Origin of the sequence: Janthinobacterium sp. NKUCC08_JDC, assembly GCF_019345575.1 — a bacterium.
Lineage (GTDB): Bacteria > Pseudomonadota > Gammaproteobacteria > Burkholderiales > Burkholderiaceae_D > Janthinobacterium > Janthinobacterium aestuarii.
In genome coordinates this window covers 231,029-254,804 of the sequence record NZ_JAHKQW010000004.1, presented here as the reverse complement: position 1 = coordinate 254,804, position 23,776 = coordinate 231,029, and the positions used below count along the sequence as shown (strand labels likewise).

Here is a 23,776-nt window from a genome sequence, read left to right as displayed (position 1 = left end):
CGACATTTCCCCGTATCCGCAACGAGAGTGAGCATGTCCGACTATCTGCTTGAAATGAAAGGCATCGTCAAACAGTTTGGCGGTGTCCGCGCGCTTGACGGCATCGACCTGCAGGTGCGGGCCGGCGAGTGCATCGGCTTGTGCGGCGAGAATGGCGCCGGCAAGTCGACCCTGATGAAGGTGTTGTCCGGCGTGTACCCGCACGGCACCTGGGATGGCGAGATCCTGTGGGATGGCCAGCCCCTGCGCGCGCAATCGATCCGCGACACGGAAGACGCGGGCATCATCATCATCCACCAGGAACTGATGCTGGTGCCGCAGCTGTCCGTGGCCGAGAATATCTTCATGGGCCGCGAACTGACCCTGCCCGGCGGGCGCATGCATTACGCGGCCATGTACAAGCGCGCCGACGAGCTGCTGCGCGAACTGAAAATTCCCGAACTGAACGTGGCGCAGCCCGTGATGAATTACGGCGGCGGCCACCAGCAGCTGGTGGAAATTGCCAAGGCGCTCAACAAGAATGCGCGCTTGCTGATCCTCGACGAGCCGTCGTCGTCGCTGACGGCATCGGAAATCGCCGTGCTGCTCGATATCCTGCGCGCGCTGAAGGCCAAGGGCGTCACCTGCATCTACATTTCGCACAAGCTCGATGAAGTGGCGGCCATCTGCGACACCATCGTCGTCATCCGCGACGGCAAGCATATCGCCACCACGCCGATGGCGCAGATGAACGTCGAGAGCATCATCGCGCAAATGGTGGGCCGTGAAATGAGCCAGCTGTATCCGCAGCGTGCGCAGCCGGCACCTATCGGCGAATTGCTGTTCGAGGCGCGCCACGTGACCTGCATCGACGCCGACAACCCGCAGCGCAAGCGGGTCGACGATGTGTCGTTCACCCTGCGCAAGGGCGAGATCCTCGGCATCGCCGGCCTGGTGGGAGCGGGGCGCACGGAGCTCGTCTCGGCCCTGTTCGGCGCCTACCAGGGGCCGTGCCAGGCCGAAGTGTGGCTCGATGGCCGCAAGATCGATACCCGCTCGCCGCAAAAGGCCATCGCCATGGGCCTGGCCATGGTGCCGGAAGACCGCAAGCATCACGGCATCGTGCCGGATCTCGACGTGGGGCAGAACATCACCCTGGCCGTGCTGGAGGAATTCACGCGCGCCACGCGCATCGACGGCGAGGCGGAATTGACGGCCGTGCGCGGCGAGATCGCGAAGCTGGAACTGAAGGCGGCCAGCCCGTCGCTGTCCATTACGAGCCTGTCGGGCGGCAACCAGCAAAAGGCCGTGCTGGCCAAGATGCTGCTGACGCGCCCGCGCGTGCTGATCCTCGACGAGCCCACGCGCGGTGTCGACGTGGGCGCCAAATATGAAATCTACAAATTGATGCTGGCGCTGGCCGACCAGGGCGTGGCCATCATCATGGTCTCGTCGGAACTGGCCGAAGTGCTGGGCGTGTCCGACCGCGTGCTGGTGATGGGCGAAGGCCGCCTGCGCGGCGACTTTATCAACGATGGCCTGAGCCAGGAAACCGTGCTGGCGGCCGCGCTCGACCAGCGCCCGGCGCCCGCCGCCAACACCGCAAACAAGGAAACCGCAGCATGAAACCGCACAGTATCAAACAGCTGTTCACCCAATACAAGATGCTGGCCCTGCTGATCGCCGTGGCGCTGATCTGGGCCTTCTTTTCGTGGAAGACGGAGGGCAGTTTCCTCACGCCGCGCAACCTGTCTAACCTGCTGCGTCAGATGTCCGTCACCGGTATCCTCGCCTGCGGCATGGTGCTGGTGATTATCGCCGGCGAAATCGATTTGTCGATCGGCTCCCTGCTGGGGCTGCTCGGCGGCATCGCCGCCGTGCTGGACGTCACGCAGCACTGGCCGCTGGCGCTGAACCTGGCGGCCGTACTCGGCTGCGGCCTGGTGATCGGTTTGCTCAATGGCTACCTGACGGCGTACCGGGGCATCCCGTCCTTCATCGTCGGGCTGGGCGGCATGCTCGCGTACCGCGGCATCCTGCTGGGCATCACGGGCGGCATCACGATCGCGCCCGTCTCCGAGCCGATGGTCTACCTGGGGCAGGGCTACCTGCCCGCGGTCCCCGGCATCGTGCTGGGCATCGGCCTGTTCCTGCTGGCCGCCTTTTTGACGTGGCGCGCGCGCGCCAGCCGCGCCCAGCATGGCTTGCCGCAGACGGCGCCCTGGGCCGACGGCTTGCGCCTGGCCGTCATCGGCGCTGTGCTGTATGCCTTCGTGCAAACCCTGAACGGCTATGAAGGCATTCCGCTGCCCGTGCTGTTGCTGCTGGCCTTGCTGGGACTGTTCAGCTACATCACGAGCCAGACCGTGTTCGGCCGCCGCATCTATGCCGTCGGCAGCAATATGGAAGCGACGCGCCTGTCCGGCATCAACGTAAAAGCCGTCAAGTTGTGGATATTCGGCATCATGGGCCTGATGTGCGCGCTGGCAGGCCTGATCAACACGGGCCGCCTGGCGGCAGGTTCCCCATCGGCCGGCACCTTCAGCGAACTCGACGCGATCGCCGCCTGCTTCATCGGCGGCACCTCGATGCGCGGCGGCTCGGGCACCGTGTACGGCGCCCTGATCGGCGCGCTGGTGATGGCCAGCCTCGATAACGGAATGTCCATGCTGGACGTGGACACCTACTGGCAGATGATCGTGAAAGGCAGTATCCTCACCCTCGCCGTGTGGGTCGATGTCAGCACGCGAGCGGGGCGTAGATAGCCGTGAAACGATCTGGCACGGGAGGAGACACCATGAAGATGCCGACCGCGCACCGGATCGCGCTGCTGTTTAACGGGAATAAGATCTACGACCGCGACATCATCGCGGGCATCGCCGCCTACCTGAACACGACGCGCGTGTCGTGGGACCTGTTCCTGGAAGAGGATTTTCGCTGCCGCCTGCCCGGCATCGAACGCTGGCAGGGCGACGGCATCATCGCCGATTTCGACGATCCCGCCGTCTGCGAAGCGCTGGCCCACAGCCGCCTGCCCGTGGTGGCCGTGGGCGGCTCGTATGCGCGCGCCGAGGATTACCCGGCCGGCATCCCGTACGTGGCGACCGATAATTTCAAGATCGTCAAGCTGGCCTATGAACACCTGGTGGAAGCGGGCCTGACGCGTTTTGCCTGTTTCAGCCTGCCCGAGGCCGATGTCAACCGCTGGGCGCAGGAGCGCGAAACGGCGTTTTGCGCCTTGATGGAGCGCGACCACATGCGCGCCGACGTGTACCGGGGTGTCGCCACCAGCGCACCGTCGTGGGACGAAGCGGTGGAACAGCAGATCGCCTGGCTCAACAGCCTGGAAAAACCCGTCGGCATCATCGCCGTCAGCGATGCACGCGCGCGCCAGCTGCTGCAAGCGTGCATGCACGCGGGCATCGCCGTGCCGGAGCAGGTGGCTTTGATCGGCATCGACAACGACCCGCTGGCGCGCATGCTCACGCGTATTCCATTGAGTTCCGTCATCCAGGGCACGGAGGAAATGGGCCGCACGGCCGCGCATCTGCTGCACCAGATGTTGAATGGCGCGCGCCTGTCCGGCACGCGCATCCTCGTACCGCCGGCCGGCCTGAACGTGCTCGCTTCCACGCGCCACCAGCCTTTCCAGCACCCGCAGGTGATGCAGGCACGCCATTTCATCCGCCAGTACGCTTGCCAGGGCATCAAGACGGAGCAGGTGGCCGATTACGTAGGCGTGTCGCGTTCCTCGCTCGAAGCGCACTTCCGCCACGAACTGGGGCGCAGCGTGCACGATGAAATCCTGCATTTCAAGCTCGATGCGGCCAAGACCCTGCTGGCGCGCGGACCCGGGCAGGTGGCCGAGGTGGCCGTGCGTTGCGGCTTTACCACGGTGCAGTACATGCATGCCGTCTTCAAGCGCGAACTCGGTTGCACGCCGCGCGAATTCCAGCAGCGCAGCCGGCCGCCGCCAGCCCCCGGGCAGGCGCCATGATGCATCTGCTGCGCAATGCACGCGGCATGCGCGTGGCCATCGATGCACACGATGCCAGTGTACGGGCCTGGTGGGCGCCCGACCGCTATGGCCGCCTGGCCGACGTGCTGGGCGCCACGCCCCTTGCGGCACGCTCGTCCACGGCCTGGCGGTGCGCGCCGCCGGACGACGGCCACTTGCTGCTGCACCTGGCGCATGACGGCCTGTCGGTGCGCCTGGCCTACCGGCTCGACGAGGATGGCAGCCTGCACCTCGACTGCGTCGCCACGGCCGAGACGGTTTCCCGTTTTGCGCTGGCCGCGCCCCTGTTCAATCTGCAGGGCGGCCGCGCCGCCGTGGGCGACCATGTGCTGCGCCTGGCCGCCGACCGCTACTGGCCCGGCGGGCATTCGTGCAGCGCTCCGCTCGATGTGGCGGGCAGCGCCTTCGACTTCCGCCAGCCGGCGCCGCTCGCTTCGCGCCTAGCCTGGCCCGCGCTCGTGCACTTGCCGGGATTCCGGCATGACTTTTACTGGACGGGCAGCGGCCAGCTGCGCGAGGCGGCGCGGGTTGCCGACCCCGCTTCCGGCCGGGTCCTGCGTTTTTCCAGCACCCAGGACAGTTGCCATTTGTATTCCGATGCGCGCTGTTTTTCCCTGCTGGCGCAGGGTGTGCAATTGCAGCCGGGACAGGTCAGGCGCTTCAATCTTGCCTACCGTTTGGGCGTGCAGGATATCGATGCGTTTGACATATCCGAACCGGTATCAATGATGTCAAATAAGTGATTGGTCAGATATGCGGGGCAGTTCTACCATGAGGTAGTTTTTCCCTCATTCATTTTTGTCCTGACCGACGCTGCGAACCTGCCCATGAACATACTCACCATCGATGCCGGCACCACCAATACGCGTACCTTGCTGTGGCGCGCAGGCGCCGTCGTCGCTCAGGCGCAGCTGGAAACGGGCGTGCGCAATACCGCCATCGATGGCCATAACGGTGCGCTGAAACAGGCGCTGCGCGACACCATCGCCAGCGTGCTGGCCAGCGCCGGCATCGCGCCGTCCGACGTGGACCTGGCGCTGGCCTCGGGCATGATTACCTCGCCCATGGGTGTGCGGGAAGTGCCGCATTTGCCGGCGCCCGCCGGCCTGGCCCAGCTTGCGCAAGGCATGCAGGCGGTGGACTTGCCCGACGTGCTGCCCCAGCCCCTGTGGCTGATTCCCGGCGTGCGCAACCAGCATGGCGCCGTCGGCCTGCATAACGTCGAAGCGATGGACATGATGCGCGGCGAAGAGACGGAAGTCGTCGCACTGCTCGAGCGCCTGCAATTGCGGGGCGCGGCGACCCTGATCATGCCCGGTTCGCATACCAAGCTGATCAGTGTTGACGAGCAGCGCCGCATCCTCGGCTGCAGCACCACCATTGCGGGCGAACTGCTGCAGGCGATCACGCAGCACACCCTGATCAAGCAATCGGTCGATGGCGGTTTTGCGCAGACGCTGGTGCCGAAAATGCTGCTGGCCGGCGCGGCCGCGGCGCAAAAAACGGGGCTGGCGCGCGCCTGCTTCAGCGTGCGCACCCTGGGCCAGTTCAGCGCCATCGAATGCAATGAGCGGGCCAATTTCCTGATGGGCGCCGTCCTCAGCGGCGACCTGCTGGCGCTGCGCAACAGCACCGCCATCCAGATGCGGCCCGATAGCCCGCTCGTCATTACCGGCAAGCCCATGCTGCGCCAGGCGCTCGGGCTGCTGATCGAAGAACACGGATTTTTTTATGGCAAGCGCATCATCGTCGACGACCAGCAGCAAGACTATCTGGCCGGTCACGGTGCGCTGCTGATCGCCGCCGCGCGCGGCTTGATTTCCCCGCAGGAGACAGTATGAGCAGCAACAAGAACAAGCGCCCCTTGCGTTCGCAATCGTGGTTTGGTGGCGACGACAAGGACAGTTTTATTCACCGCAGCTGGATGAAGAACCAGGGCTATCCCAGCGACGCCTTCGATGGCCGTCCCGTCATCGGCATCTGCAATACCTGGTCCGAGCTGACGCCCTGCAATGGCCATTTCCGCGACCTGGCCGAGATGGTCAAGCGCGGCGTGCTCGAGGCGGGCGGCTTCCCCGTCGAATTTCCCGTGATGTCGCTGGGCGAGACGAATCTGCGCCCGACGGCCATGCTGTTCCGTAACCTGGCCAGCATGGATGTCGAGGAATCGATCCGCGCCAACCCGATCGACGGCGTGGTGCTGCTGACGGGCTGCGACAAGACCACCCCGGCCCTGCTGATGGGCGCGGCCAGCGTGGATTTGCCCACGATCGTGCTGTCGGGCGGCCCCATGCTGAACGGCAATTACCGCGGCAAGCCGATCGGCTCGGGCACCGACGTGTGGAAGTTTTCCGAAGACGTGCGCGCCGGGCGCATGACCTCGGCCGAATTCAAGCAGGCCGAATCGTGCATGTCGCGTTCCGCCGGCCACTGCATGACCATGGGCACGGCTTCGACCATGGCCAGCATGGTCGAAGCGCTGGGCGTGACCTTGCCCGGCAACGCGGCCATTCCCGCCGTCGATGCGCGCCGCAAGCTGCAGGCGCAGCTGACGGGCCGGCGTATCGTCGACATGGTGCATGAAGACCTGAAACTGTCGCAGATCCTCACGCGCGAAGCGTTTGAAAACGCCATCATGGTCAACGGCGCCATCGGCGGCTCGACCAATGCCGTGATCCATTTGCTGGCCATCGCCGGGCGCATCGGCGTGGATATGCGCCTGGGCGACTGGGATCGCCTGGGCCGCGACATTCCCTGCCTGCTGAACCTGATGCCGTCGGGCCAGTACCTGATGGAAGATTTTTACTATGCGGGCGGCCTGCCCGTGATCATCCGCGACCTGCTGGGCAAATTGCATGGCGAGGCGCTCACCGTCACGGGCGCGACCATGGCCGTCAACGTGGCCGAAGCGGAAAATTTCAATCCCGAGGTGATCACGCCGCTGGCGCAGCCATTCAAGGACGAAGGCGGCATCGCCGTCCTGCATGGCAACCTGGCCCCGCGCGGCGCCGTCATCAAGCCATCGGCGGCATCGCCCGAGCTGATGCAGCACCGTGGCCGCGCCGTCGTCTTCAACAGCATCGAGCACTACAAAAAGCGCGTCGACGATCCCGCGCTCGATATCGATGCCAGCTGCGTGATGGTGCTGCAAAATTGCGGCCCGCAGGGCTATCCGGGCATGGCCGAAGTGGGCAATATGGGACTGCCGAAAAAACTGCTGGAGCAGGGCGTGCGCGACATGGTGCGCATCTCGGACGCGCGCATGAGCGGCACGGCCTACGGCACGGTGGTGCTGCACGTGGCGCCGGAAGCGGCCGTGGGCGGGCCGCTGGCCCTGGTGCGCGATGGCGACATGATCGAACTGGACGTGGCGGGACGCCGTTTGCACCTGGACGTCGACGAAGCGGAGCTGGCGCGCCGGCGCGCCGAGTGGAGCGCCCCGCCGCCGGCCATGAAGGGCGGTTATCAGTCGATGTACATCAAGCACGTGACGCAGGCCGACGAAGGCGCGGATCTGGACTTCCTCGTCGGCTGCCGGGGTTCCGCGGTTCCGCGCGAGTCTCATTGAAGGGAAGGAAAAAAGATGATGGGGACACAGGCGCAATTACTGGTCGATGCGCAAAACTTCCTGGGCGAGGGCGTGCGCTGGTGCGAACGCAGCGGCCGCGTTTTCTGGACGAATATCGAAGGCTGCCAGCTGCATGCGCTGGTGCTGGCCACGGGCGAGCGCCAGAGCTGGGCCATGCCCGAGCGCCTGGCGTGTTTCGCGCTGACGGATAGCGACGAGGTGCTGCTGCTGGGACTGGCCTCGGGACTGGCCTGGTTTGACGCGCGCAGCGGGGCCGTCACGCGCTTGCACACGGTGGAGGGCGACTTGCCCATGACGCGCCTGAACGATGGCCGCTGTGACCGCCAGGGACGCTTTGTCTTCGGCACGCTCGATGAGCGCCCGTGCCGCGATGCGATCGGCAGCTTTTACCGCCTCAACCTGGACTTGACCCTGGAGCGCCTGCCGCTGCCGCAGATCGCCATCTCGAACAGCATCTGCTTCAGCGTCGATGGCACGGCCATGTATTTCTGCGACTCGATGAAGAGGGCGATCTACCGCTGGGACGATTACCTGGGCGGCGACGCGAGCCGGGTGCGCGTGTTTGCCGTGCTCGACCCGGGACCGGGGGCCGCCGATGGCGCCACCATCGATGCGGATGACTACCTGTGGAGCGCGCAGTGGGGCGCCGGCAGGGTCTTGCGCTTCGCGCCGGACGGCAGCGTCGAGCGCAAGATCAGCCTGCCCGTTTCACAGCCCAGCTGCGTGAGCCTGGGCGGCCCGCACTACGACGAATTGTTCGTCACGACGGCGCAGGAGAACTTGACCCCGGCCCAGCTGGCGAGCGAACCGCTGGCCGGCGGATTGTTTCATGCGCGCCAGATGGGCGTGCGCGGTTTGCCGGAAGTGCGCTTTGGCGCCCTGCCGGCCTGACAGGAGAGAGCATATGCAAAAACACGCGGTTTTCAATGGCATCCTCGAACGGGGCATGGTCGGCATCGTGCGCGCCGACTCGCCCGATGCGGCGCTGCGGATCGCCGAGGCGTGCATCGCCGGCGGCATCACGGCGCTGGAAGTGGCGTTCACCACGCCCGATACCCTGGGCGTGCTGCGCACCTTGCGCGAACGCCATGGCCCTGACGTGCTGCTGGGCGCGGGCACCGTACTCGATACGGAGACGGCGCGCGCCGCCATCCTGGCCGGCGCCCAGTTCATCATTTCGCCCAGCGTCAACGTGGACACCATCGCGCTATGCCAGCGCTACCAGGTGCTGTCCATGCCGGGAGCGATGACGCCGACGGAAATCGTCACGGCCCTGCAGGCGGGCGCCGACATCGTCAAGGTCTTCCCCGCCGAGATGTTCGGCCCCGCCTACATCAAGGCCCTGCGCGCTCCTCTGCCGCAAGCGCCATTGATGCCGACGGGCGGCGTGACGGTGGAGAACCTGCAGGAATGGTTTGCCAGCGGCGCGGTGGCCGTGGGCATCGGCAGCAGCCTCAGTGGCCCGGGCGCCACGGGCGATTACGCGGCCGTGACGGCACGCGCGCAGGCTTTCGTGGCGAAGATGGCGGCCGTGCGCAAGGCTAAGTCTTCTGGCTAAGTAATCCTCAGGAAATTATTGTGAATTTATGACGAACAGAACCGGATGCTATGCAAGGCGCCTGCTGCGACGCAGTGCGAGCACTGCTAGGAGCGGGCAACGCCGCAGAGCGCCGATTATGGAAGTCAGAAATCATAATAATTTATTGGGGGTTACTTAGCTCCCGGCAGGACGGGAATCTGCTACGCTAGGCGGGCAATGTCGCACGCTTCATAGACCAGAATATGTCCAACATCGCCCGCATCCTGCAAGACAGCCGCATCATCGCCATCGTCGGCATGTCCGACAAGCCCGAACGCGCCAGCCATGAAGTGGCCGACTACCTGCTGCGCCATGGCTACCGCGTGCTGCCCGTCAATCCGACCCTCGCCGGGCGCGAGGTGCTGGGGCAGCGCGCCTACGCCAATCTGACGGAGGCGGCCGCTGCCGTCGCGCCGGCGCGCATCGACATCGTCGACTGCTTCCGCAAGTCAGAAGATATCGTGCCCATCGCCGAGGAAGCCATCGCCGTCAAGGCCGGCTGTCTGTGGCTGCAGCTCGACATCGTCAACGAGCAGGCGGCGCAGCTGGCGCGGGCGGCGGGCATGGACGTGGTGATGGATCACTGCACAAAAATCGAGCACCGCAAGCTGGTGGTGGCGGCATGAAGGCGCGCACGCAATTCCGTGCCGGCAAGGGCTTCGAACTGAACGAGGATTTCGCCGGCAAGCGCCTGCTGGGCGCCGCCACCAAGGCTGCGAACAAGAAGCTGACGCCGGCCCAGTGCAAGGCCATGGACCGCGAGGAAACCGTGGCGCTGACGGCGCAGATCGCCGAGTGCCAGAGCATGCTGTACGCGCAGCACAAAAAGAAGGTGCTGCTGGTCCTGCAGGGCATGGATACGTCGGGCAAGGATGGCACGGTCAAGGCCATCTTCAGCAACATCAACCCGATGGGCATCCGCGCCATCGCGTTCAAGGGCCCCACCGATATCGAACTGGCGCACGATTACTTGTGGCGCGTGCACCAGCACGTGCCCGTGAAGGGCGAGATCGCCATCTTCAACCGCAGCCATTACGAGGATGTGCTGATCACGCGCGTGCAGGACATGATCGACAAGGCCGAATGCCAGCGCCGCTACGCGCAGATCCGCGATTTCGAGCGCATGCTGAGCGAAACGGGCACCGTCATCCTGAAAATCTTCTTGCACATCTCGAAGGATGAGCAACGGGGACGGCTGCAGGAGCGGCTCGATGATCCCGACCGCCAGTGGAAGTTCGACCCCAACGATATCGCCCAGCGCAAGAAGTGGGATAGCTACCAGCGCGCCTATGAAACGGCGATCCGCGAGACGGATGCCGACCACGCGCCGTGGTACGTGGTGCCATCGAACTCCAAGACGCAGCGCAATCTGGTGGTCGCGTCCCTGCTGCTGGAAACCCTGCAGGGCATGAAGCTGGAATACCCGGCGCCGGACCCGAAACTGTCGTCTTTCAAGGTCGAGTAAATCCGTTCCGCGCCTGCGGAATCGGCCGCGCTGTGGCATAGTATCCCTCGTCGATAATTCAAACCAGACCGGAGATCCATATGCTGCAGTTGAAAGATCCTACCTTGTTGCGTCACCAGGCTTACGTGAATGGAGCCTGGGTCGATGCCGATGGTGGCCAGACGATTAACGTGAACAATCCCGCCACGGGCGAGCATATCGGTACGGTGCCCCTGATGGGCGCAGCCGAGACGCGCCGCGCCATCGAGGCGGCCAATGCCGCCTGGCCCGCCTGGCGCAAGAAGACGGCCAAGGAACGCGCGGCCGTGCTGCGCCGCTGGCATGACCTGATCCTGGAAAACGCCGACGACCTGGCGCTGATCATGACCACCGAGCAGGGCAAGCCCCTGCCGGAAGCGAAGGGCGAAGTGCAGTTCGGCGCTTCGTTCATCGAGTGGTTCGCCGAAGAAGGCAAGCGCGTCGCGGGCGACACCCTGCAGTCGCCATGGCCGGACCGCCGCCTGGTTGTCACCAAGGAACCGATCGGCGTGTGCGCCGCCATCACGCCATGGAACTTCCCCGCCGCCATGATCACGCGCAAGGTCGGCCCGGCCCTGGCCGCCGGCTGCCCGATGGTCTTGAAACCGGCGGAAGCGACACCGTTTTCCGCGCTGGCGCTGGCCGTGCTGGCCGAGCGCGCTGGCGTGCCTGCGGGCGTGTTCAGCATCGTCACGGGCGCACCGAAAGACATCGGCGGCGAAATGACGTCGAATCCCATCGTGCGCAAGCTGACGTTTACGGGCTCGACCCAGGTGGGCCGTTTGCTGGCCGAGCAGTGCGCGCCGACGATCAAGAAACTGTCGCTGGAACTGGGCGGCAATGCGCCGTTCATCGTCTTCGATGACGCCGACCTGGACGCGGCAGTGGAAGGCGCCATCGCCTCGAAATACCGCAATGCGGGCCAGACCTGCGTCTGCGCCAACCGCCTGTACGTGCAGGACAGCGTATATGACGCGTTTGCCGACAAGCTGGTGGCGGCAGTGGCCAAGCTGAAGGTCGGCAATGGTATCGAGGCTGGTGTCACGCAAGGCCCGCTGATCGACGCCAAGGCCGTGGCCAAGGTGGAAGAACACGTGGCCGACGCGCTGGGCAAGGGCGGGCGCCTGCTCGCTGGCGGCAAGCGCCATGCGCTGGGCAATGGCTTCTTCGAGCCGACCATCATCGCCGACGTGACGAACGACATGCGCGTGGCCACCGAGGAAACCTTCGGCCCGCTGGCACCCCTGTTCCGCTTCAAGACGGACGATGAAGTGATCGCCCTGGCCAACAATACGGAATTCGGCCTGGCCGCCTATTTCTATTCGCGCGACATCGGCCGCATCTGGAGAGTGGCCGAAGGCCTGGAAACGGGCATGGTCGGCGTCAACACGGGCCTGATCTCGAACGAGATCGCCCCCTTCGGCGGCGTCAAGCAATCGGGCCTGGGCCGTGAAGGGTCGACCTACGGTATCGAAGACTACCTAGTCATCAAATACATCTGCATGGGCGGTATCTAGAATGCTTGATTAAATCTACTGCGCGGCGCGCTTTCCGGCCTGCGATGCTCACTGTACTAAAGTACAGCTGCGCTTCTTAGCCAGAAATCGTTGCCGCTCGCTACGATTTTCTCAAGCATCCGTGACGTCCGTTATCGACGGCTGTTGCGAGCCGATCCTAACCTGTCCAGCATGCCCTTGACCGCCTCCATCTGCGAGCCGCTCTTGCGGTAGAAATCCGGGTCGATCGGATTGATGCTGGTGTAGCCCCAGAAATCCCAGCAGCCTTTCGGGTTGTACGGGTAGACGGGGCTCGGTTCGGCCTGCGGATACAGCACGATGATCTTGTTGGCGTCCGCCACCTGGTTGTAGCCGGTGCTCGTATAAAAACGGTCGCCGATGGCCTGCGTCGTTTGCAGGCAGCCGTGGAATACCACGTGCACGCGGCAGCTCTCGCTGCTGCAGGCTTTCGGGATGTAGGCGTAGCCCGTATTGCTCATGCTCGAGTACGCGTTCTGGATGAAGCTGCGCTGGTTGAAGGCGATCAGCTTGCCCGTCAGGGTAGTCGACGACGGCTGCAGATCCGGGTACAGGTGCTGCAGGATGTCGCGCGCCTGCACGTAATCGCAGTCGTTGATGAACGGCGACTCCGTCACGGCGCAAGGCTTGTCGGCGTTGCTGTCGGTGAGGATCGCGTGGCCCGCGCCTAGCGTGTCGACGAAGCGGATCTGCGCCGCCGGCGTACCGGCCAGTTGATAGAATTTCCCCACCTGCTCCACCACCGGCCGCGTCACGGTCTGGTCTTTCGTTCCGCTGAACAGATATACGCGCTGGCGTTTCAGGTTGGCCGTGTCGTCGATGAGACGCTCGCGCGCAAAATCGTTCGCCGCGCGCAGCAATTCGCTGGCGACAGGCGGCGCCACCTGCGCGCTGCCGGGATTCATGCAGGTGCTCAAGGCATTCGTCAGGTAAGGAATGTAGGGGAAGCGGCCCGGCTGGCCCGAGCAGAAATACGGGCCGCCCGCGATGATGCCGGCGCCCGCCACCGTGGCCGAGTAGGCGACGGCAAACTGCGCCGCCATGAAGCCGCCCGAGGACAGGCCGGACACGGTGGTCTGGCTCAGGTCGGCCTGGTAGGCGGGCAGGGCGGGGGCGTCCTTGGTCGCGGCGGGCTTGACGGCTTTGGTCGTCGTGGCAGCGTGCGCGCTGGCTGGCGCCAGGATGAGCAGGCTGGCGGCCAGCAGGGCGGTGGTTAGTGTGGTCAGGTGCGGGAAGGGCATGGCGGCTCCACAAGGCAGGGAAAGGGACAGGAAGGCCGAGCATAGGTAAAAAAACTGTGCGCTGGGCAAGTACTGCACCGTCGTTGATGTCGCTCAAGCCATCGCTGTTGTTGTCCGTCTTGTACGCGCGCGCGGCGTTTGACATAGAATGGTTTTTTTCCGTTCAACCATGGTGCCCTTCATGTCCAAGACCCTTGCCCAGCTGTTTGCGATCACCACCCTTGCCGCCGGCGCCAGCCTGGCCATGCCGGCCCATGCCGCTGACACCGCGCCAGCTGCCGCTGCACCGGCCGCTTGCCCGGCCATTCTCAAGCAGACCTTCAACCGCCTGCAGGATGAAGCGCCGCAAAACCTGTGCCAGTACGCGGGCAAGGTCGTGCTGGTGGTCAATACGGCCAGTTATTGCGGTTTTACCAATCAATATGAAGGGCTCGAGGCGCTGTACGCCAAGTACGGCAGCAAGGGCCTGGTGGTGCTGGGCTTCCCGTCGAACGATTTTGGCAAGCAGGAACCGGGTAACAGCAAGGAAATCGCCGATTTCTGCTACAACACCTATGGCGTGAAGTTCCCCATGTTTTCGAAGTCGGTCGTCTCCGGCCCTGCGCCGAATCCGCTGTACGTGGACCTGATCAAGCAGACGGGCAAGACCCCGGCCTGGAATTTCCACAAATACCTGATCGACCGCCACGGCAAAGTGGTGGAAAGCTTCCCCAGCAAGGTGACGCCGGACGACAAGAAACTCGTTGGCGCGGTGGAAAAAGCGCTGGCGCTGTAAGTTGCTGATACCCAAGCAGGCTTGAACGCCTGCTTTTTTTTTAATGCCGCGCTTGTCGTCTTGCCATCATTGTCCTAAGCTGGTTGTTCGCGTTTGTCACAACAAAGGAGAACATCATGGCGTATGTCGATGGATTTGTCGTGCCCGTACCGAAAGCCAAGCTCGATGCCTACCTGGCCATGTCGCGCAGTTGCGGCGCCGTTTGGCGAGAGTACGGCGCGCTGGAATTTCGCGAATGCGTGGGCGACGATGTCAAGCCGGGCAAGCTGACCTCGTTCCCGCAGGCGGTGGACTTGCAGGATGGCGAAGTGGTGGTGTTTTCATGGATCGTGTATGAGTCGCGCGCCAAGCGCGATGAAATCAACGACAAGGTCATGAAAGACCCGCGCCTGGCCGAGATGATGGACCCGGAAAAATTACCGTTCGATGGCAAGCGGATGATTTACGGCGGTTACGAGATGCAGGTAGATATCAAGTAACCAACTGCGCCGGCATCGCCCCGCGCAGCGCATTGCACACGACGATCGCTTCGGCCCGCGCCAGCATGGCGCGCGTGATGATGGTTTCCTGCGCGTTCCAGGCGGGATCGGCCAGCAAGGCCGCGCGCTGCACGCCGGGCAGCAGGCCGCAGGACAGGGGCGGCGTGTGCCAGCGGCCGTCCAGCTGCACGAAGACATTGCTGCGCCCGCCCTCCGTCAGCTCGCCACGCTCGTTAAAGAACAGCATGTCGAAGCCGCCTTGCGCCTCGGCTGCGCGCCAGGCCGCGTCATAGCGCGCGCGCACGCTGCTCTTGTGGCGCAGGAACAGATCGCCGGCAGTCGTTGTATCGGGCGCCAGCATGACGTTGACCGTCCCCGGCAAGGCGCTGAGCACGCCGCTTTGCGTCGTCAACTGGCCATCCTGGCGCAGCGCCAGGCGCAGGCGGAAAGGGACATTGTCGGGGCGTGCCGCGCAAGCCGCCTGCAGCGCGGCGCGGGCAGCGTTGGCATCCCAGCTAAAACCGAAGTAGGCGCAGGAGGTGGCCAGGCGCGCCAGGTGGTGCTCCTGCAGGCGGCAACCATGGTCGCGGCTGGCGTGCAGGGTTTCGAACAGTTCGAAGTCGTTGCTCAGGCCCGTCAGGAAGCGGGCCTTGAGCTGGCATTCCGCAAATTCCTCGTGCGGGTCGCTGTCGAGCACGATGCCGGCGCCCACGCCCATCTCGCCACGCCGGATGCCATCAGGGTCGGCCGGTTGCAAGGCCAGGGTGCGGATCGGCACGGACATGCAAAAGTCACCGACGACCTGAGCGGAAGATGGCGGATCGAACCAGCCGATGGCGCCCGTATAGATGCCGCGCGGTGCCGGTTCCAGTTCGGCGATGATTTCCATGGTGCGGCGTTTCGGCGCGCCCGTGATCGAGCCGCACGGGTACAAGGCCTGGAAGATGCCGCTTAGCGTTGCGTCGGCGCGCAGGCGCGCCTGCACGGTGGACGTCATTTGCAGCACGCTGCTGTAGCGCGTCACCTCGAACAGGGCCGGCACCTTGACGGAGCCCGTGACGGCGATGCGGCCGATGTCGTTGCGCAGCAGGTCGACGATCATCAGATTTTCCGCGCGGTTTTTTGGGTCGCTGGCCAGGGCGGCGGCGCGGCGTGCGTTTTCTTCAATTTGCTCAGGCGGGGCGGCAGGCGCCGTGCCCTTCATGGGTCGCGCCGTCAGCGCGCCTTGCGCGTGGCGCACGAACAGCTCCGGCGACAGCGACAGCAGGGCGCCGCCATCGGGCAGCATCACCAGCGCGCCGTAGGGCACGGGCTGGCGCGCGCGCAGCCGCGCATACAAGGCCAGGGGCGAGCCGAAGGCGTCGAAGCGCAAACGGTACGTGTAGTTGACCTGATAGGTGTCGCCGGCCACGATGTAGTCGTGGATGCGGTGCAGCGCGCGCGTGAATTCGGCTTGATCCACGTTCGCGCGGATACCGGCCACGCCGGCCGGCGCGGCGTCCGCGTCGACGCGAGAGTCCAGCCACTGCGCCACCTCGTCCTGCGACAGCTGCGTGCAGTGCTCGAAGACGAGCACTTGCGCCAGCGGCGGCGCGTCAAGGCCGGCCGCACGCGGCGGCATGGCCAGCAAGTGCGCACCCAGTTCGTAGCTGCACACGCTGACGGCGTACTGGCCGCGTTGCAAGGCCTCTTGCAGCCCTTCGAGCAGGGCCGGCCACTGTTTCCCCTCGGTGCACTGCAAGACCGCCGCCAGGCCCGTGTACAGACGCGAACCGGCGCCGGGTGTGCTGGCGTCGTCGAGCAGGGCGAAGCAGTCGGTATGCATGGGGACAGCTGCGGCGGTGACTTACCCCAGCAGCATGGCGATTTGCAGCGCCGCTTCCTGGGATGGATTGATCTTGAAGCCGCTCTTGGCGTAGCGGTGCCAGCGTCCGATGACGAAGCTGACGATCAGGGTGGCGCGCGCCGCCACTTCGCTTTCCTTGCCATGGCCTTCGGCGGCGGCCACGCGCAAGGCCTGCTTGAGCGCCAGTTCCACGCGGTCGTAGAACTGGTTCATGCGCACCTGCAGGCGCTCGTCCTCATTGACCAGCGCATCGCCGATCAGCACGCGCGTCATGCCCGGATTGCTGATGGCGAAATTGAGCAGCATGCCGATGATGTCGCGCGTCTGCGTCATGCCATCGCTGTGTTTTTCCGCGATCTGGTTGATCAGGCCGAAGACGCTCGACTCGATGAATTCGATCAGCCCTTCGAACATTTGCGCCTTGCTGGCGAAATGGCGGTACAGGGCCGCTTCCGATACGGTCAGTCTGGCCGCCAGTGCGGCGGTGGTGATCTTTTCGCCTTTCGGCTGCTCCAGCATTGCGGCGAGGGCCTGAAGAATTTGTAGCCTGCGTTGGCCCGGCGGTGTGCTTGCCATATTTTCTCTTGTCGTTAAAAAAAATGCTGCCTTGATGGGGAGGTCCGTCACCGCCGCTAGCGGTGCGGCTTCCAGTGTCAACCGGAAGCCCAGGAATCCCCTTCAACGCAGACGGTGAAGGCGGCGTGCCAAATGCCGGACAGATTTTACTTTGACATCGACGTAAGCGGGGCGATTTAACGCCATGGGCAGCTTCGCCACGCCGATCGGATCGGCCATTTTCAGGTATTGCGTGATCCAGGCCGTGCGCAGGCCCAGTTTTTTCGCACCCTTGAGGTTGGCCAGGGTGTCTTCCACCAGAATGCAGCGGCCGGGGCGGATGTGGTGCTTGCGCATCAGTTTGCGCAGCATCAGGGTCGATGGCTTGGGCCGCAACTGGCGGTGCACATGCATCGCCTCGATGGCGACGTGGTGTGAAAAGTGCCGGCGCAAGCCCAGGTGGCGCATCACGTCGCTCGAATAGCGCAGCGGCGCGTTCGTGAGTAAAATTTTACGGCCAGGCAGGCGTTTGAGTAAAGCCCCCAGGCCCCGCTCGGCGCGTATCATCGCGCGCAAATCGTCGAACGCATGCGTCTCGTGCAGAAAATGCGCGGCCTGCACCTGATGGTGCTTGACCATGCCCAGCAAGGTGGCGCCATAGCGGCGCCAGTAGGCCGCGCGCGCCGCATTGACGATGGCGTCGTCGGCCGGCGTCACGCCGTCGCCCAGTACGCGGGCAATATACGTGTTCATATTGGCCGTGATGGTGGGGAAGATGGCGTGCGAGGCATTGTGCAGCGTGTTGTCGAGGTCAAACAGCCAGACCGGCGACGAGCGGTTAAGATGGGACACAGGCACAGGAGTCTTTGCTAGCGAGAGAAGATGAAAAATTCAACAATCAGGAAAACCATGCGACGCCAGATTATAGTGATGTTTTGCGGATTATTCTTGCTGCCGTTGCAGTCGGCCTTGGCCGAAGCGCCTTCCGTGGCGCAAAACCGGGGCGCCCTGTTCAAGGTGCAGGATGCCAGCCACACCCTGTATCTGTTCGGTACCATCCATGTCGGCGCGCCCGACTTTTATCCGCTCGAGCCGACCGTGACGCAGGCATTGAACGGCGCCGGCGCGCTGGCGCTGGAGATCGATCCCGGCGCCGATCCGCGCAAGGCCGTCAGCGCCGTGCTGAAATACGGCATGGAGGCGCCAGGCAGCAAAGTGCCGCCTGACTGCCGCCAGACCCTGGCGCCGCGTCTGGCGCCGCTGTTGCAAAAATACGGCATCGCGCCCGCAGCGGTGGCGCCGATGAAGCCGTGGATGCTGGCCAGCGTGTTGGCCATCGGCGAGTTTTCCACGCTTGGCTACCGCTCCGACCTGGCCGTCGACAGTTATCTGTCGCAGCAAGCCAAGGCGCGCAAGATCCCCGTGGTGGAACTCGAATCGATGGAAGGCCAGATGGCGCTGTTCGGCGCCATGTCGCCCCTCGACCAGTGCCGCTTCCTCGAAGACGGCGTGGCGTCGATCGAAGACCAGGAACAAAGCCAGGAAGCGCGCGAGATCGCCGATGCGTGGCGCAACGCCGACGCGGCAGCGTTCGACAAGCTGGCGGCAAAGGCGGCAACAGACCCCTCGTTCGCCGCGCAGTTCGTGCAAAAAGTGTTGCTGGACGGCCGCAACCCGGCCCTGGCCGACGGTATCGCCAACTTGCTTGCGCGCGAAAAGTCCAGCCTGGCCGCCATCGGCGTGCTGCACCTGGTGGGCGACAAGAGCGTGCCGGATTTGTTGCGTCAGAAGGGCTTGAAGGTCGAGCGGGTGTATTGAATAACTGCTGAAGAGGTAGGACTGGCTCAGCCGCGCAACAACCGGTGGCAGAGCAGATGGAAAAGTGTTCAGGGCAAGGCGGACTGACGAAGACAGTACGAATGTACGGCGAGGAAGGACAACGCCGCCATGGACATTTTTACTATGAGGAGATGACGGCAGAGTAGATGAAATGTGTTCAGGGCAAGGCGCCGAGCCGAAGACAGTACGCATGTACGGCGAGGCGAGGCAACGCAGCCATGGACATTTTTCAGATACGGGGATAAGTCGATGGTGCCCTTGACGTGGATCGAACACGTGGCCTCTCCCTTACCAAGGGAGTGCTCTACCACTGAGCTACAAGGGCATAAAAAATCGGCGCTGGGTGAATTGCGCCGAATTATTTTTTAGTGCGAACGGATCATAGTACCAAAAGCCTGCTCGGTCAACACTTCCAGCAATAATGAGTGTTCGATGCGGCCGTCGATGATGTGCACCGTGTTCACGCCGGACTTGGCGGCGTCGAGCGCGGACGAGATCTTCGGCAGCATGCCGCCCGAGATCGTGCCATCGGCGAACATTTCGTCGATTTCGCGCGCCGACAGGTCGGTCACCAGGTTGCCCTGCTTGTCCTGGACGCCGGCGATGTTGGTCATCATGATCAGCTTTTCCGCTTTCAGGATTTCCGCGATCTTGCCCGCCACGACATCGGCGTTGATGTTGTAGGCCTGGCCGTCCTGGCCGAAACCGATCGGCGAAATGATGGGAATGAAGGCGTCGTCCTGCAGCGCCTTGACGACGGCCGGGTTGATCGCGTCGATCTCGCCCACAAAACCGATGTCGAGGAATTCGCCCGGATGTTCGCGGTCCGGCATCTGCATCTTGCGCGCGCGGATCAAGCCGCCATCCTTGCCCGTCAGGCCCACGGCCTGGCCGCCGTAATGGTTGATCAGCATGACGATATCCTGCTGCACTTCGCCGCCCAGCACCCACTCCACCACTTCCATGGTTTCTTCATCGGTGATGCGCATGCCTTGCACGAAGGTGCCCTGCTTGCCGATTTTTTTCAGCGCGTTGTCGATCTGCGGTCCGCCGCCGTGCACCACGACCGGGTTCATGCCGACCAGCTTGAGCAGGATGACGTCGCGCGCGAAGCCGTGCTTCAGGCGTTCGTCCGTCATGGCATTGCCACCGTATTTGATGACGATGGTCTTGCCGTGGAAATTGCGGATGTAGGGGAGGGCCTCGGCCAGAATCTGCGCCTTGATTTGCGGCGACACCGCCGTCAAGTCGTCATTCATGTCCAGGTTCAAGTTAGCTAGTTGATTCATGGCGAGTCCGGAAAATAGATTTGTGCGATTTTACAGGGAAGAAGAAAATCTTGGAGGCATTATAGGGCGATCTTGTTGTATTTTCCCTGATGATCCTATAGTCTGGCCCGATATGTCCCCCAGCCAGCCCTTTTACTGCCCGTTACATCTGCGTCCCATCCCGGCGCGGCATGACACACACTTGCCAATTCACACACAGCCATGAGCCAGTGCAGCTTGTGCGGCGCCGCCTTCCAGTGCGGCCAGCTTGACCCGGACGCCAACAAACCCTGCTGGTGCGTGGCCCTGCCGCCGGCCGTTCCCGTGCCCGGCAGCGCTGTGGGCTGCTGGTGCCCCGCGTGCCTGCAAGCCCATATCGCCACCCTGACGCCGCCTGCAAAAGTCCCGACAGCGGCCAAATAAGCGCATCGGCATACTTTTTCCTTTGCAAAAGACCTTGCATTTTGTAGGGGAATACGCTCAGACTTCGACTTTCAAGAATTTCTTATAGGAAAGTTATGCGCTTCAGGGATATCAGTATCGGCGTGCGCATCAATGCCGGTTATGCCATGTTGATCGTGCTGATGCTGGTCGTCATCGTCCTCTCCGGCAGCCGCATCTATGCCATCCGCGCCGAGACCGACGATATCCTGCAGCGCGACTGGGTCGCCGCCAAGGCCACCAGCAAGATCCACGGGCTGGCGCGCGAGGCGGCCACGCGCATCGGCAACCTGCCGAACCAGCACGAGCTGGCGCTGCGCCAGGCGAACCAGGCGCGCCTGGAAGCGATCAAGCAAGGCATCGACGAGCAGGTGCGCATCCTCGACGGCCTCGATGCGCGGCCCGAGGAACGGCGCCTGCTGGAACAGATGCACCTGGCACGCGCCGACTACTATGTGTCGCTCAAGGCGATGTTCGAACTGGTCGAGCGCGGCGAGCATGCCCGCGCCGAGCAGGCCATGCAGACGCAGACCTTGCCGGTGCTGGAAAAAGTGCTGCTGTACGTGGGCCAGCTCGACGACCTGCAGCAGCAGCTGATCCGCGACAGCGCCGCCAGGATACGCAACGACATCGACACCTCGCTGTTGCTGATGGGCGGCATCGGCCTGGCGGCCTTGCTGACGGGTCTCGCCTTTGCCTGGTCGGCGCGCTCGATCACGCGTCCGCTGGGCGAGGCGGTGGCGATCGCCACGCGCGTGGCCAATGGCGACCTCAGTTCCGTCATCGAAGTGACGTCGCGCGATGAGACGGGCGAATTGCTGCAGGCGCTCAAGGACATGAGCACCAGCCTGGCCGTCGAGCAGGACCTGCGCCACGCCGTCGAAGTGGCCGAGGATGCGACCAAGATGAAGTCGGATTTCCTCGCCAATATGTCGCACGAAATCCGCACACCGATGAACGGCATCATCGGCATGACCCATTTGGCGCTGCAGACGGAACTGACGTCGACCCAGCGCAACTACCTGGAAAAGGTGGAATCGGCTTCGAAGAACCTGCTGGCCATCATCGACGACATCCTCGATTTCTCGAAGATCGAGGCGGGCAAGATGGCCTTTGAAAAAGTCGATTTCTTCCTCGAGGACGTGCTGGCGCAGATCGCCGACCTGTCCGTGATGCGGGCGCAGGACAAGGGACTCGAACTGCTGTTCGACGTCGCCCCCGACGTGCCGAACGCCTTGCAGGGCGATCCGCTGCGCCTGGGCCAGGTGCTGATCAACCTGACCAACAACGCCATCAAATTTACGGACAAGGGCGAGATCGTCGTCACCATCCGCCTGCAGCAGCTGGAAGAGCATGCGGCCGTGCTGCGCGTGGACGTGCGCGACACGGGCATCGGCCTGACGCCGCCCCAGCGCAGCAAATTGTTCCAGGCTTTTACGCAGGCCGACACGTCCACCACGCGCCACCATGGCGGCACGGGCCTGGGGCTGACCATCAGCAAGCGGCTGGTGGAAATGATGGAAGGCGAGATCGATCTGGTCAGCGAAGCGGGTGTGGGCAGCACCTTTTTCTTCACGGCCCGCTTCGGCCTGGCCGCCGTGCCGCGCGATAATTTGCTATTGCCACAGCAATTCCATGGCTTGCGCGTGCTGGTGGTCGACGACAACCCCAGCGCGCGTGAAATCTTCGTCAGCATGCTCACGGCGCTGGGCTTCGAGGCGCGTGCCGTGCTTGGCGGAGCGCTGGCCATCGGCGCCGTGGCGCAGGCGCGCGCCGAGGGGCGGCCGTACGGGCTGGTGCTGATGGACTGGAAAATGCCGGGCATGAACGGCCTCGATACCCTGGCCGGCATCCGCGCCGATGCCGCCGGCATCGATGCGACACCGGCCTGCATCATGGTCACGGCCTTCCATCGCGAAGCGCTGCTCGAGGCGGCGCGCCAGCGCGACTTGCCGCTCGACGGTGTATTGAACAAGCCGATCAGCGCCTCGACCCTGCTCGACCAGATTGCGTTCGTGTTTGGCGGCGTGACGGGGCAGAGCCGCAAGACGCAGCGCCAGAGCAGCTACCGCGACGACGAGCGCGCCTTGCGCGGCGCCTGGCTGCTGCTGGTCGAGGACAATGAAGTGAACCAGGAAGTGGCGCAGCATATCCTGAACGATGCCGGCATCCGCGTCGACATCGCGGGCAATGGCGCCATCGCGCTGGCGAAGATTGCGGAAAACGCCTATGACGGCGTGCTGATGGATTGCCAGATGCCGGTGATGGATGGCTACCAGGCGACGCGCAAGCTGCGCCAGGATCCCCGGTATTCGAACTTGCCCGTGATCGCCATGACGGCCAATGCCATGGTGGGCGACAAGGAAAAATGCCTGGACGCCGGCATGAACGATTTCATCGCCAAGCCGATCGACGTGGCGCAGCTGTTCGGCACCCTGGCGCGCTGGATCGCGCCGGCCACGCCGCAGGAAATGGCGGCGGTGGTGGCGCAGCCGGAAGCGGAGCTGCCCGTGATCGCGGGCCTGAAAATGGCGGAGGCCATGCGCCGCGTGGGCGGCAATGCCGCTTTGATGCGAAAATTGCTGGACCGCTTCGTGGAAACCCAGTTCGACGCCATGCAGCGCATCGTTGCCGCCATCGAGAACAACCAGCTGGAAACGGCCATCCGCGAAGCGCATACCCTCAAGGGCCTGGCCGGCAATATCGGCGCCGGCGGCCTGGCCGACAGCGCCGCGCGGGTCGAGCACTTGCTCAGCCTGGGCTCGCACGACGGCTTGCCGCAGGCGCTGGCTGCCTGCACCCTGGCGCTCGACGAGCTGGTGCCGAAGATCGTGCTGGCCATGCAGTCGCGCGGCCATGCGGCCGAGGCGGGCGGCGCGGCGTTGGCGCACGTGGCGCCGGTGGACCGGGCGCGCCTGGAAGCGGGCTTGCGCGAACTGTCGCAGCTGCTGCAGCAGGACGATGCGCAGGCCGTCAAGCACCTCGACGGCATCGGCCCCGTGCTGGTCGCGGCGGGGCAGGCGGAACACGCGCGCCAGTTGAAGCGCATGCTGGGACAATACGATTTCGAAGGTGCGCTGGCGCAGCTGGGCGAAGTGGCCGATGCGCTGGAGCTGACACTGTGAGAAGGATAATGATGCAGAACGAAG

General features: G+C 64.1%; 21 protein-coding genes and 1 tRNA gene. 16 read left to right on the top strand and 6 right to left on the bottom strand.

The features are described from left to right. Positions 1-33 precede the first annotated feature (33 nt). From xylG to gabD, 11 genes are all read left to right on the top strand, one after another. Positions 34-1,605 carry a D-xylose ABC transporter ATP-binding protein gene (gene xylG / locus KO538_RS13485; RefSeq protein WP_219328579.1) on the top strand — a complete coding sequence of 524 codons (1,572 nt, stop codon included), beginning with the start codon at positions 34-36 and terminating at the stop codon, positions 1,603-1,605. Further along, entirely contained in the window at positions 1,602-2,744 is a 1,143-nt protein-coding gene (locus KO538_RS13480; RefSeq protein WP_034783811.1) for a sugar ABC transporter permease, read from the top strand. Before xylG ends, KO538_RS13480 begins: the two co-directional genes overlap by 4 nt. A gap of 32 nt (positions 2,745-2,776) precedes the next feature. After that, entirely contained in the window at positions 2,777-3,976 is a 1,200-nt protein-coding gene (locus KO538_RS13475; RefSeq protein ID WP_046681867.1) for a DNA-binding transcriptional regulator, read from the top strand. Beyond that, a complete protein-coding gene (locus tag KO538_RS13470; protein ID WP_219328578.1) occupies positions 3,973-4,740 on the top strand; it encodes a hypothetical protein in 768 nt (255 codons plus the stop codon). Before KO538_RS13475 ends, KO538_RS13470 begins: the two co-directional genes overlap by 4 nt. 84 nt (positions 4,741-4,824) lie before the next feature. Next, positions 4,825-5,838 carry a 2-dehydro-3-deoxygalactonokinase gene (locus tag KO538_RS13465; RefSeq protein ID WP_219328577.1) on the top strand — a complete coding sequence of 338 codons (1,014 nt, stop codon included), beginning with the start codon at positions 4,825-4,827 and terminating at the stop codon, positions 5,836-5,838. Further along, positions 5,835-7,565 carry an L-arabinonate dehydratase gene (araD, locus tag KO538_RS13460; protein ID WP_058049351.1) on the top strand — a complete coding sequence of 577 codons (1,731 nt, stop codon included), beginning with the start codon at positions 5,835-5,837 and terminating at the stop codon, positions 7,563-7,565. Before KO538_RS13465 ends, araD begins: the two co-directional genes overlap by 4 nt. A 15-nt stretch (positions 7,566-7,580) precedes the next feature. After that, positions 7,581-8,477, top strand: a complete 897-nt coding sequence (locus tag KO538_RS13455; protein ID WP_374106849.1) for an SMP-30/gluconolactonase/LRE family protein — start codon at positions 7,581-7,583, stop codon at positions 8,475-8,477. Between the two features lie 13 nt (positions 8,478-8,490). Beyond that, positions 8,491-9,144, top strand: a complete 654-nt coding sequence (locus tag KO538_RS13450; protein WP_219328576.1) for a bifunctional 2-keto-4-hydroxyglutarate aldolase/2-keto-3-deoxy-6-phosphogluconate aldolase — start codon at positions 8,491-8,493, stop codon at positions 9,142-9,144. 224 nt (positions 9,145-9,368) lie between these two features. Continuing rightward, positions 9,369-9,791: a CoA-binding protein gene (locus KO538_RS13445; protein ID WP_219328575.1), complete on the top strand. Its 423-nt coding sequence runs from the start codon at positions 9,369-9,371 to the stop codon at positions 9,789-9,791. Then, on the top strand, positions 9,788-10,630 hold the full coding sequence (locus tag KO538_RS13440; protein ID WP_219328574.1) for a PPK2 family polyphosphate kinase: 843 nt from the start codon (positions 9,788-9,790) through the stop codon (positions 10,628-10,630). The genes KO538_RS13445 and KO538_RS13440 overlap by 4 nt, the downstream gene beginning before the upstream one ends. Positions 10,631-10,710: 80 nt before the next feature. Beyond that, positions 10,711-12,165 carry an NADP-dependent succinate-semialdehyde dehydrogenase gene (gene gabD, locus KO538_RS13435; protein ID WP_072455978.1) on the top strand — a complete coding sequence of 485 codons (1,455 nt, stop codon included), beginning with the start codon at positions 10,711-10,713 and terminating at the stop codon, positions 12,163-12,165. Positions 12,166-12,296: 131 nt separating this feature from the next. Here gabD and KO538_RS13430 read toward each other — a convergent pair whose 3' ends face one another. Then, the gene (locus KO538_RS13430; protein ID WP_219328573.1) at positions 12,297-13,424 is read right to left on the bottom strand and encodes a poly(3-hydroxybutyrate) depolymerase; all 1,128 of its coding nucleotides are present in this window, start codon (positions 13,422-13,424) and stop codon (positions 12,297-12,299) included. A 181-nt stretch (positions 13,425-13,605) separates the two neighbouring features. Between KO538_RS13430 and KO538_RS13425 the strand changes: the two genes are divergently transcribed. Both KO538_RS13425 and KO538_RS13420 read left to right on the top strand, forming a co-directional pair. After that, positions 13,606-14,199, top strand: coding sequence for a glutathione peroxidase (locus KO538_RS13425; RefSeq protein ID WP_219328572.1), 594 nt, complete (start codon positions 13,606-13,608; stop codon positions 14,197-14,199). Positions 14,200-14,315: 116 nt separating this feature from the next. Then, positions 14,316-14,678, top strand: a complete 363-nt coding sequence (locus tag KO538_RS13420; RefSeq protein ID WP_034752786.1) for a DUF1428 domain-containing protein — start codon at positions 14,316-14,318, stop codon at positions 14,676-14,678. Here KO538_RS13420 and pabB read toward each other — a convergent pair. The 3 genes from pabB to KO538_RS13405 all read right to left on the bottom strand — a co-directional run bounded on the left by pabB (position 14,671) and on the right by KO538_RS13405 (position 17,937). Further along, positions 14,671-16,503 (bottom strand): aminodeoxychorismate synthase component I, encoded by a 1,833-nt coding sequence (gene pabB / locus KO538_RS13415; protein ID WP_219328571.1) that lies wholly within the window; start codon positions 16,501-16,503, stop codon positions 14,671-14,673. The genes KO538_RS13420 and pabB overlap by 8 nt on opposite strands. A 21-nt stretch (positions 16,504-16,524) precedes the next feature. After that, the gene (slmA, locus tag KO538_RS13410) at positions 16,525-17,100 is read right to left on the bottom strand and encodes a nucleoid occlusion factor SlmA (protein WP_034752791.1); all 576 of its coding nucleotides are present in this window, start codon (positions 17,098-17,100) and stop codon (positions 16,525-16,527) included. A gap of 102 nt (positions 17,101-17,202) precedes the next feature. Continuing rightward, positions 17,203-17,937 (bottom strand): pyrimidine 5'-nucleotidase, encoded by a 735-nt coding sequence (locus KO538_RS13405; protein ID WP_080698605.1) that lies wholly within the window; start codon positions 17,935-17,937, stop codon positions 17,203-17,205. 90 nt (positions 17,938-18,027) lie between these two features. Here KO538_RS13405 and KO538_RS13400 point away from each other — a divergent pair, with 90 nt between their 5' ends. Then, positions 18,028-18,897, top strand: a complete 870-nt coding sequence (locus KO538_RS13400) for a TraB/GumN family protein (RefSeq protein WP_257620339.1) — start codon at positions 18,028-18,030, stop codon at positions 18,895-18,897. A gap of 271 nt (positions 18,898-19,168) precedes the next feature. Here the strand turns inward: KO538_RS13400 and KO538_RS13395 are convergent. Continuing rightward, a tRNA-Thr gene (locus KO538_RS13395) sits at positions 19,169-19,243 on the bottom strand. A 40-nt stretch (positions 19,244-19,283) separates the two neighbouring features. Then, complete coding sequence (gene argB, locus KO538_RS13390) at positions 19,284-20,177, bottom strand: acetylglutamate kinase (protein WP_010393729.1); 894 nt, start codon at positions 20,175-20,177, stop codon at positions 19,284-19,286. A 231-nt stretch (positions 20,178-20,408) separates the two neighbouring features. On the opposite strand from argB, the gene KO538_RS13385 reads away from it, so the two are divergent. Together KO538_RS13385 and KO538_RS13380 are read left to right on the top strand one after the other, a co-directional pair. After that, positions 20,409-20,609, top strand: coding sequence for a cysteine-rich CWC family protein (locus KO538_RS13385; protein WP_219328569.1), 201 nt, complete (start codon positions 20,409-20,411; stop codon positions 20,607-20,609). 95 nt (positions 20,610-20,704) lie between these two features. Next, on the top strand, positions 20,705-23,752 hold the full coding sequence (locus tag KO538_RS13380) for a response regulator (protein ID WP_219328568.1): 3,048 nt from the start codon (positions 20,705-20,707) through the stop codon (positions 23,750-23,752). Positions 23,753-23,776: the final 24 nt, after the last annotated feature.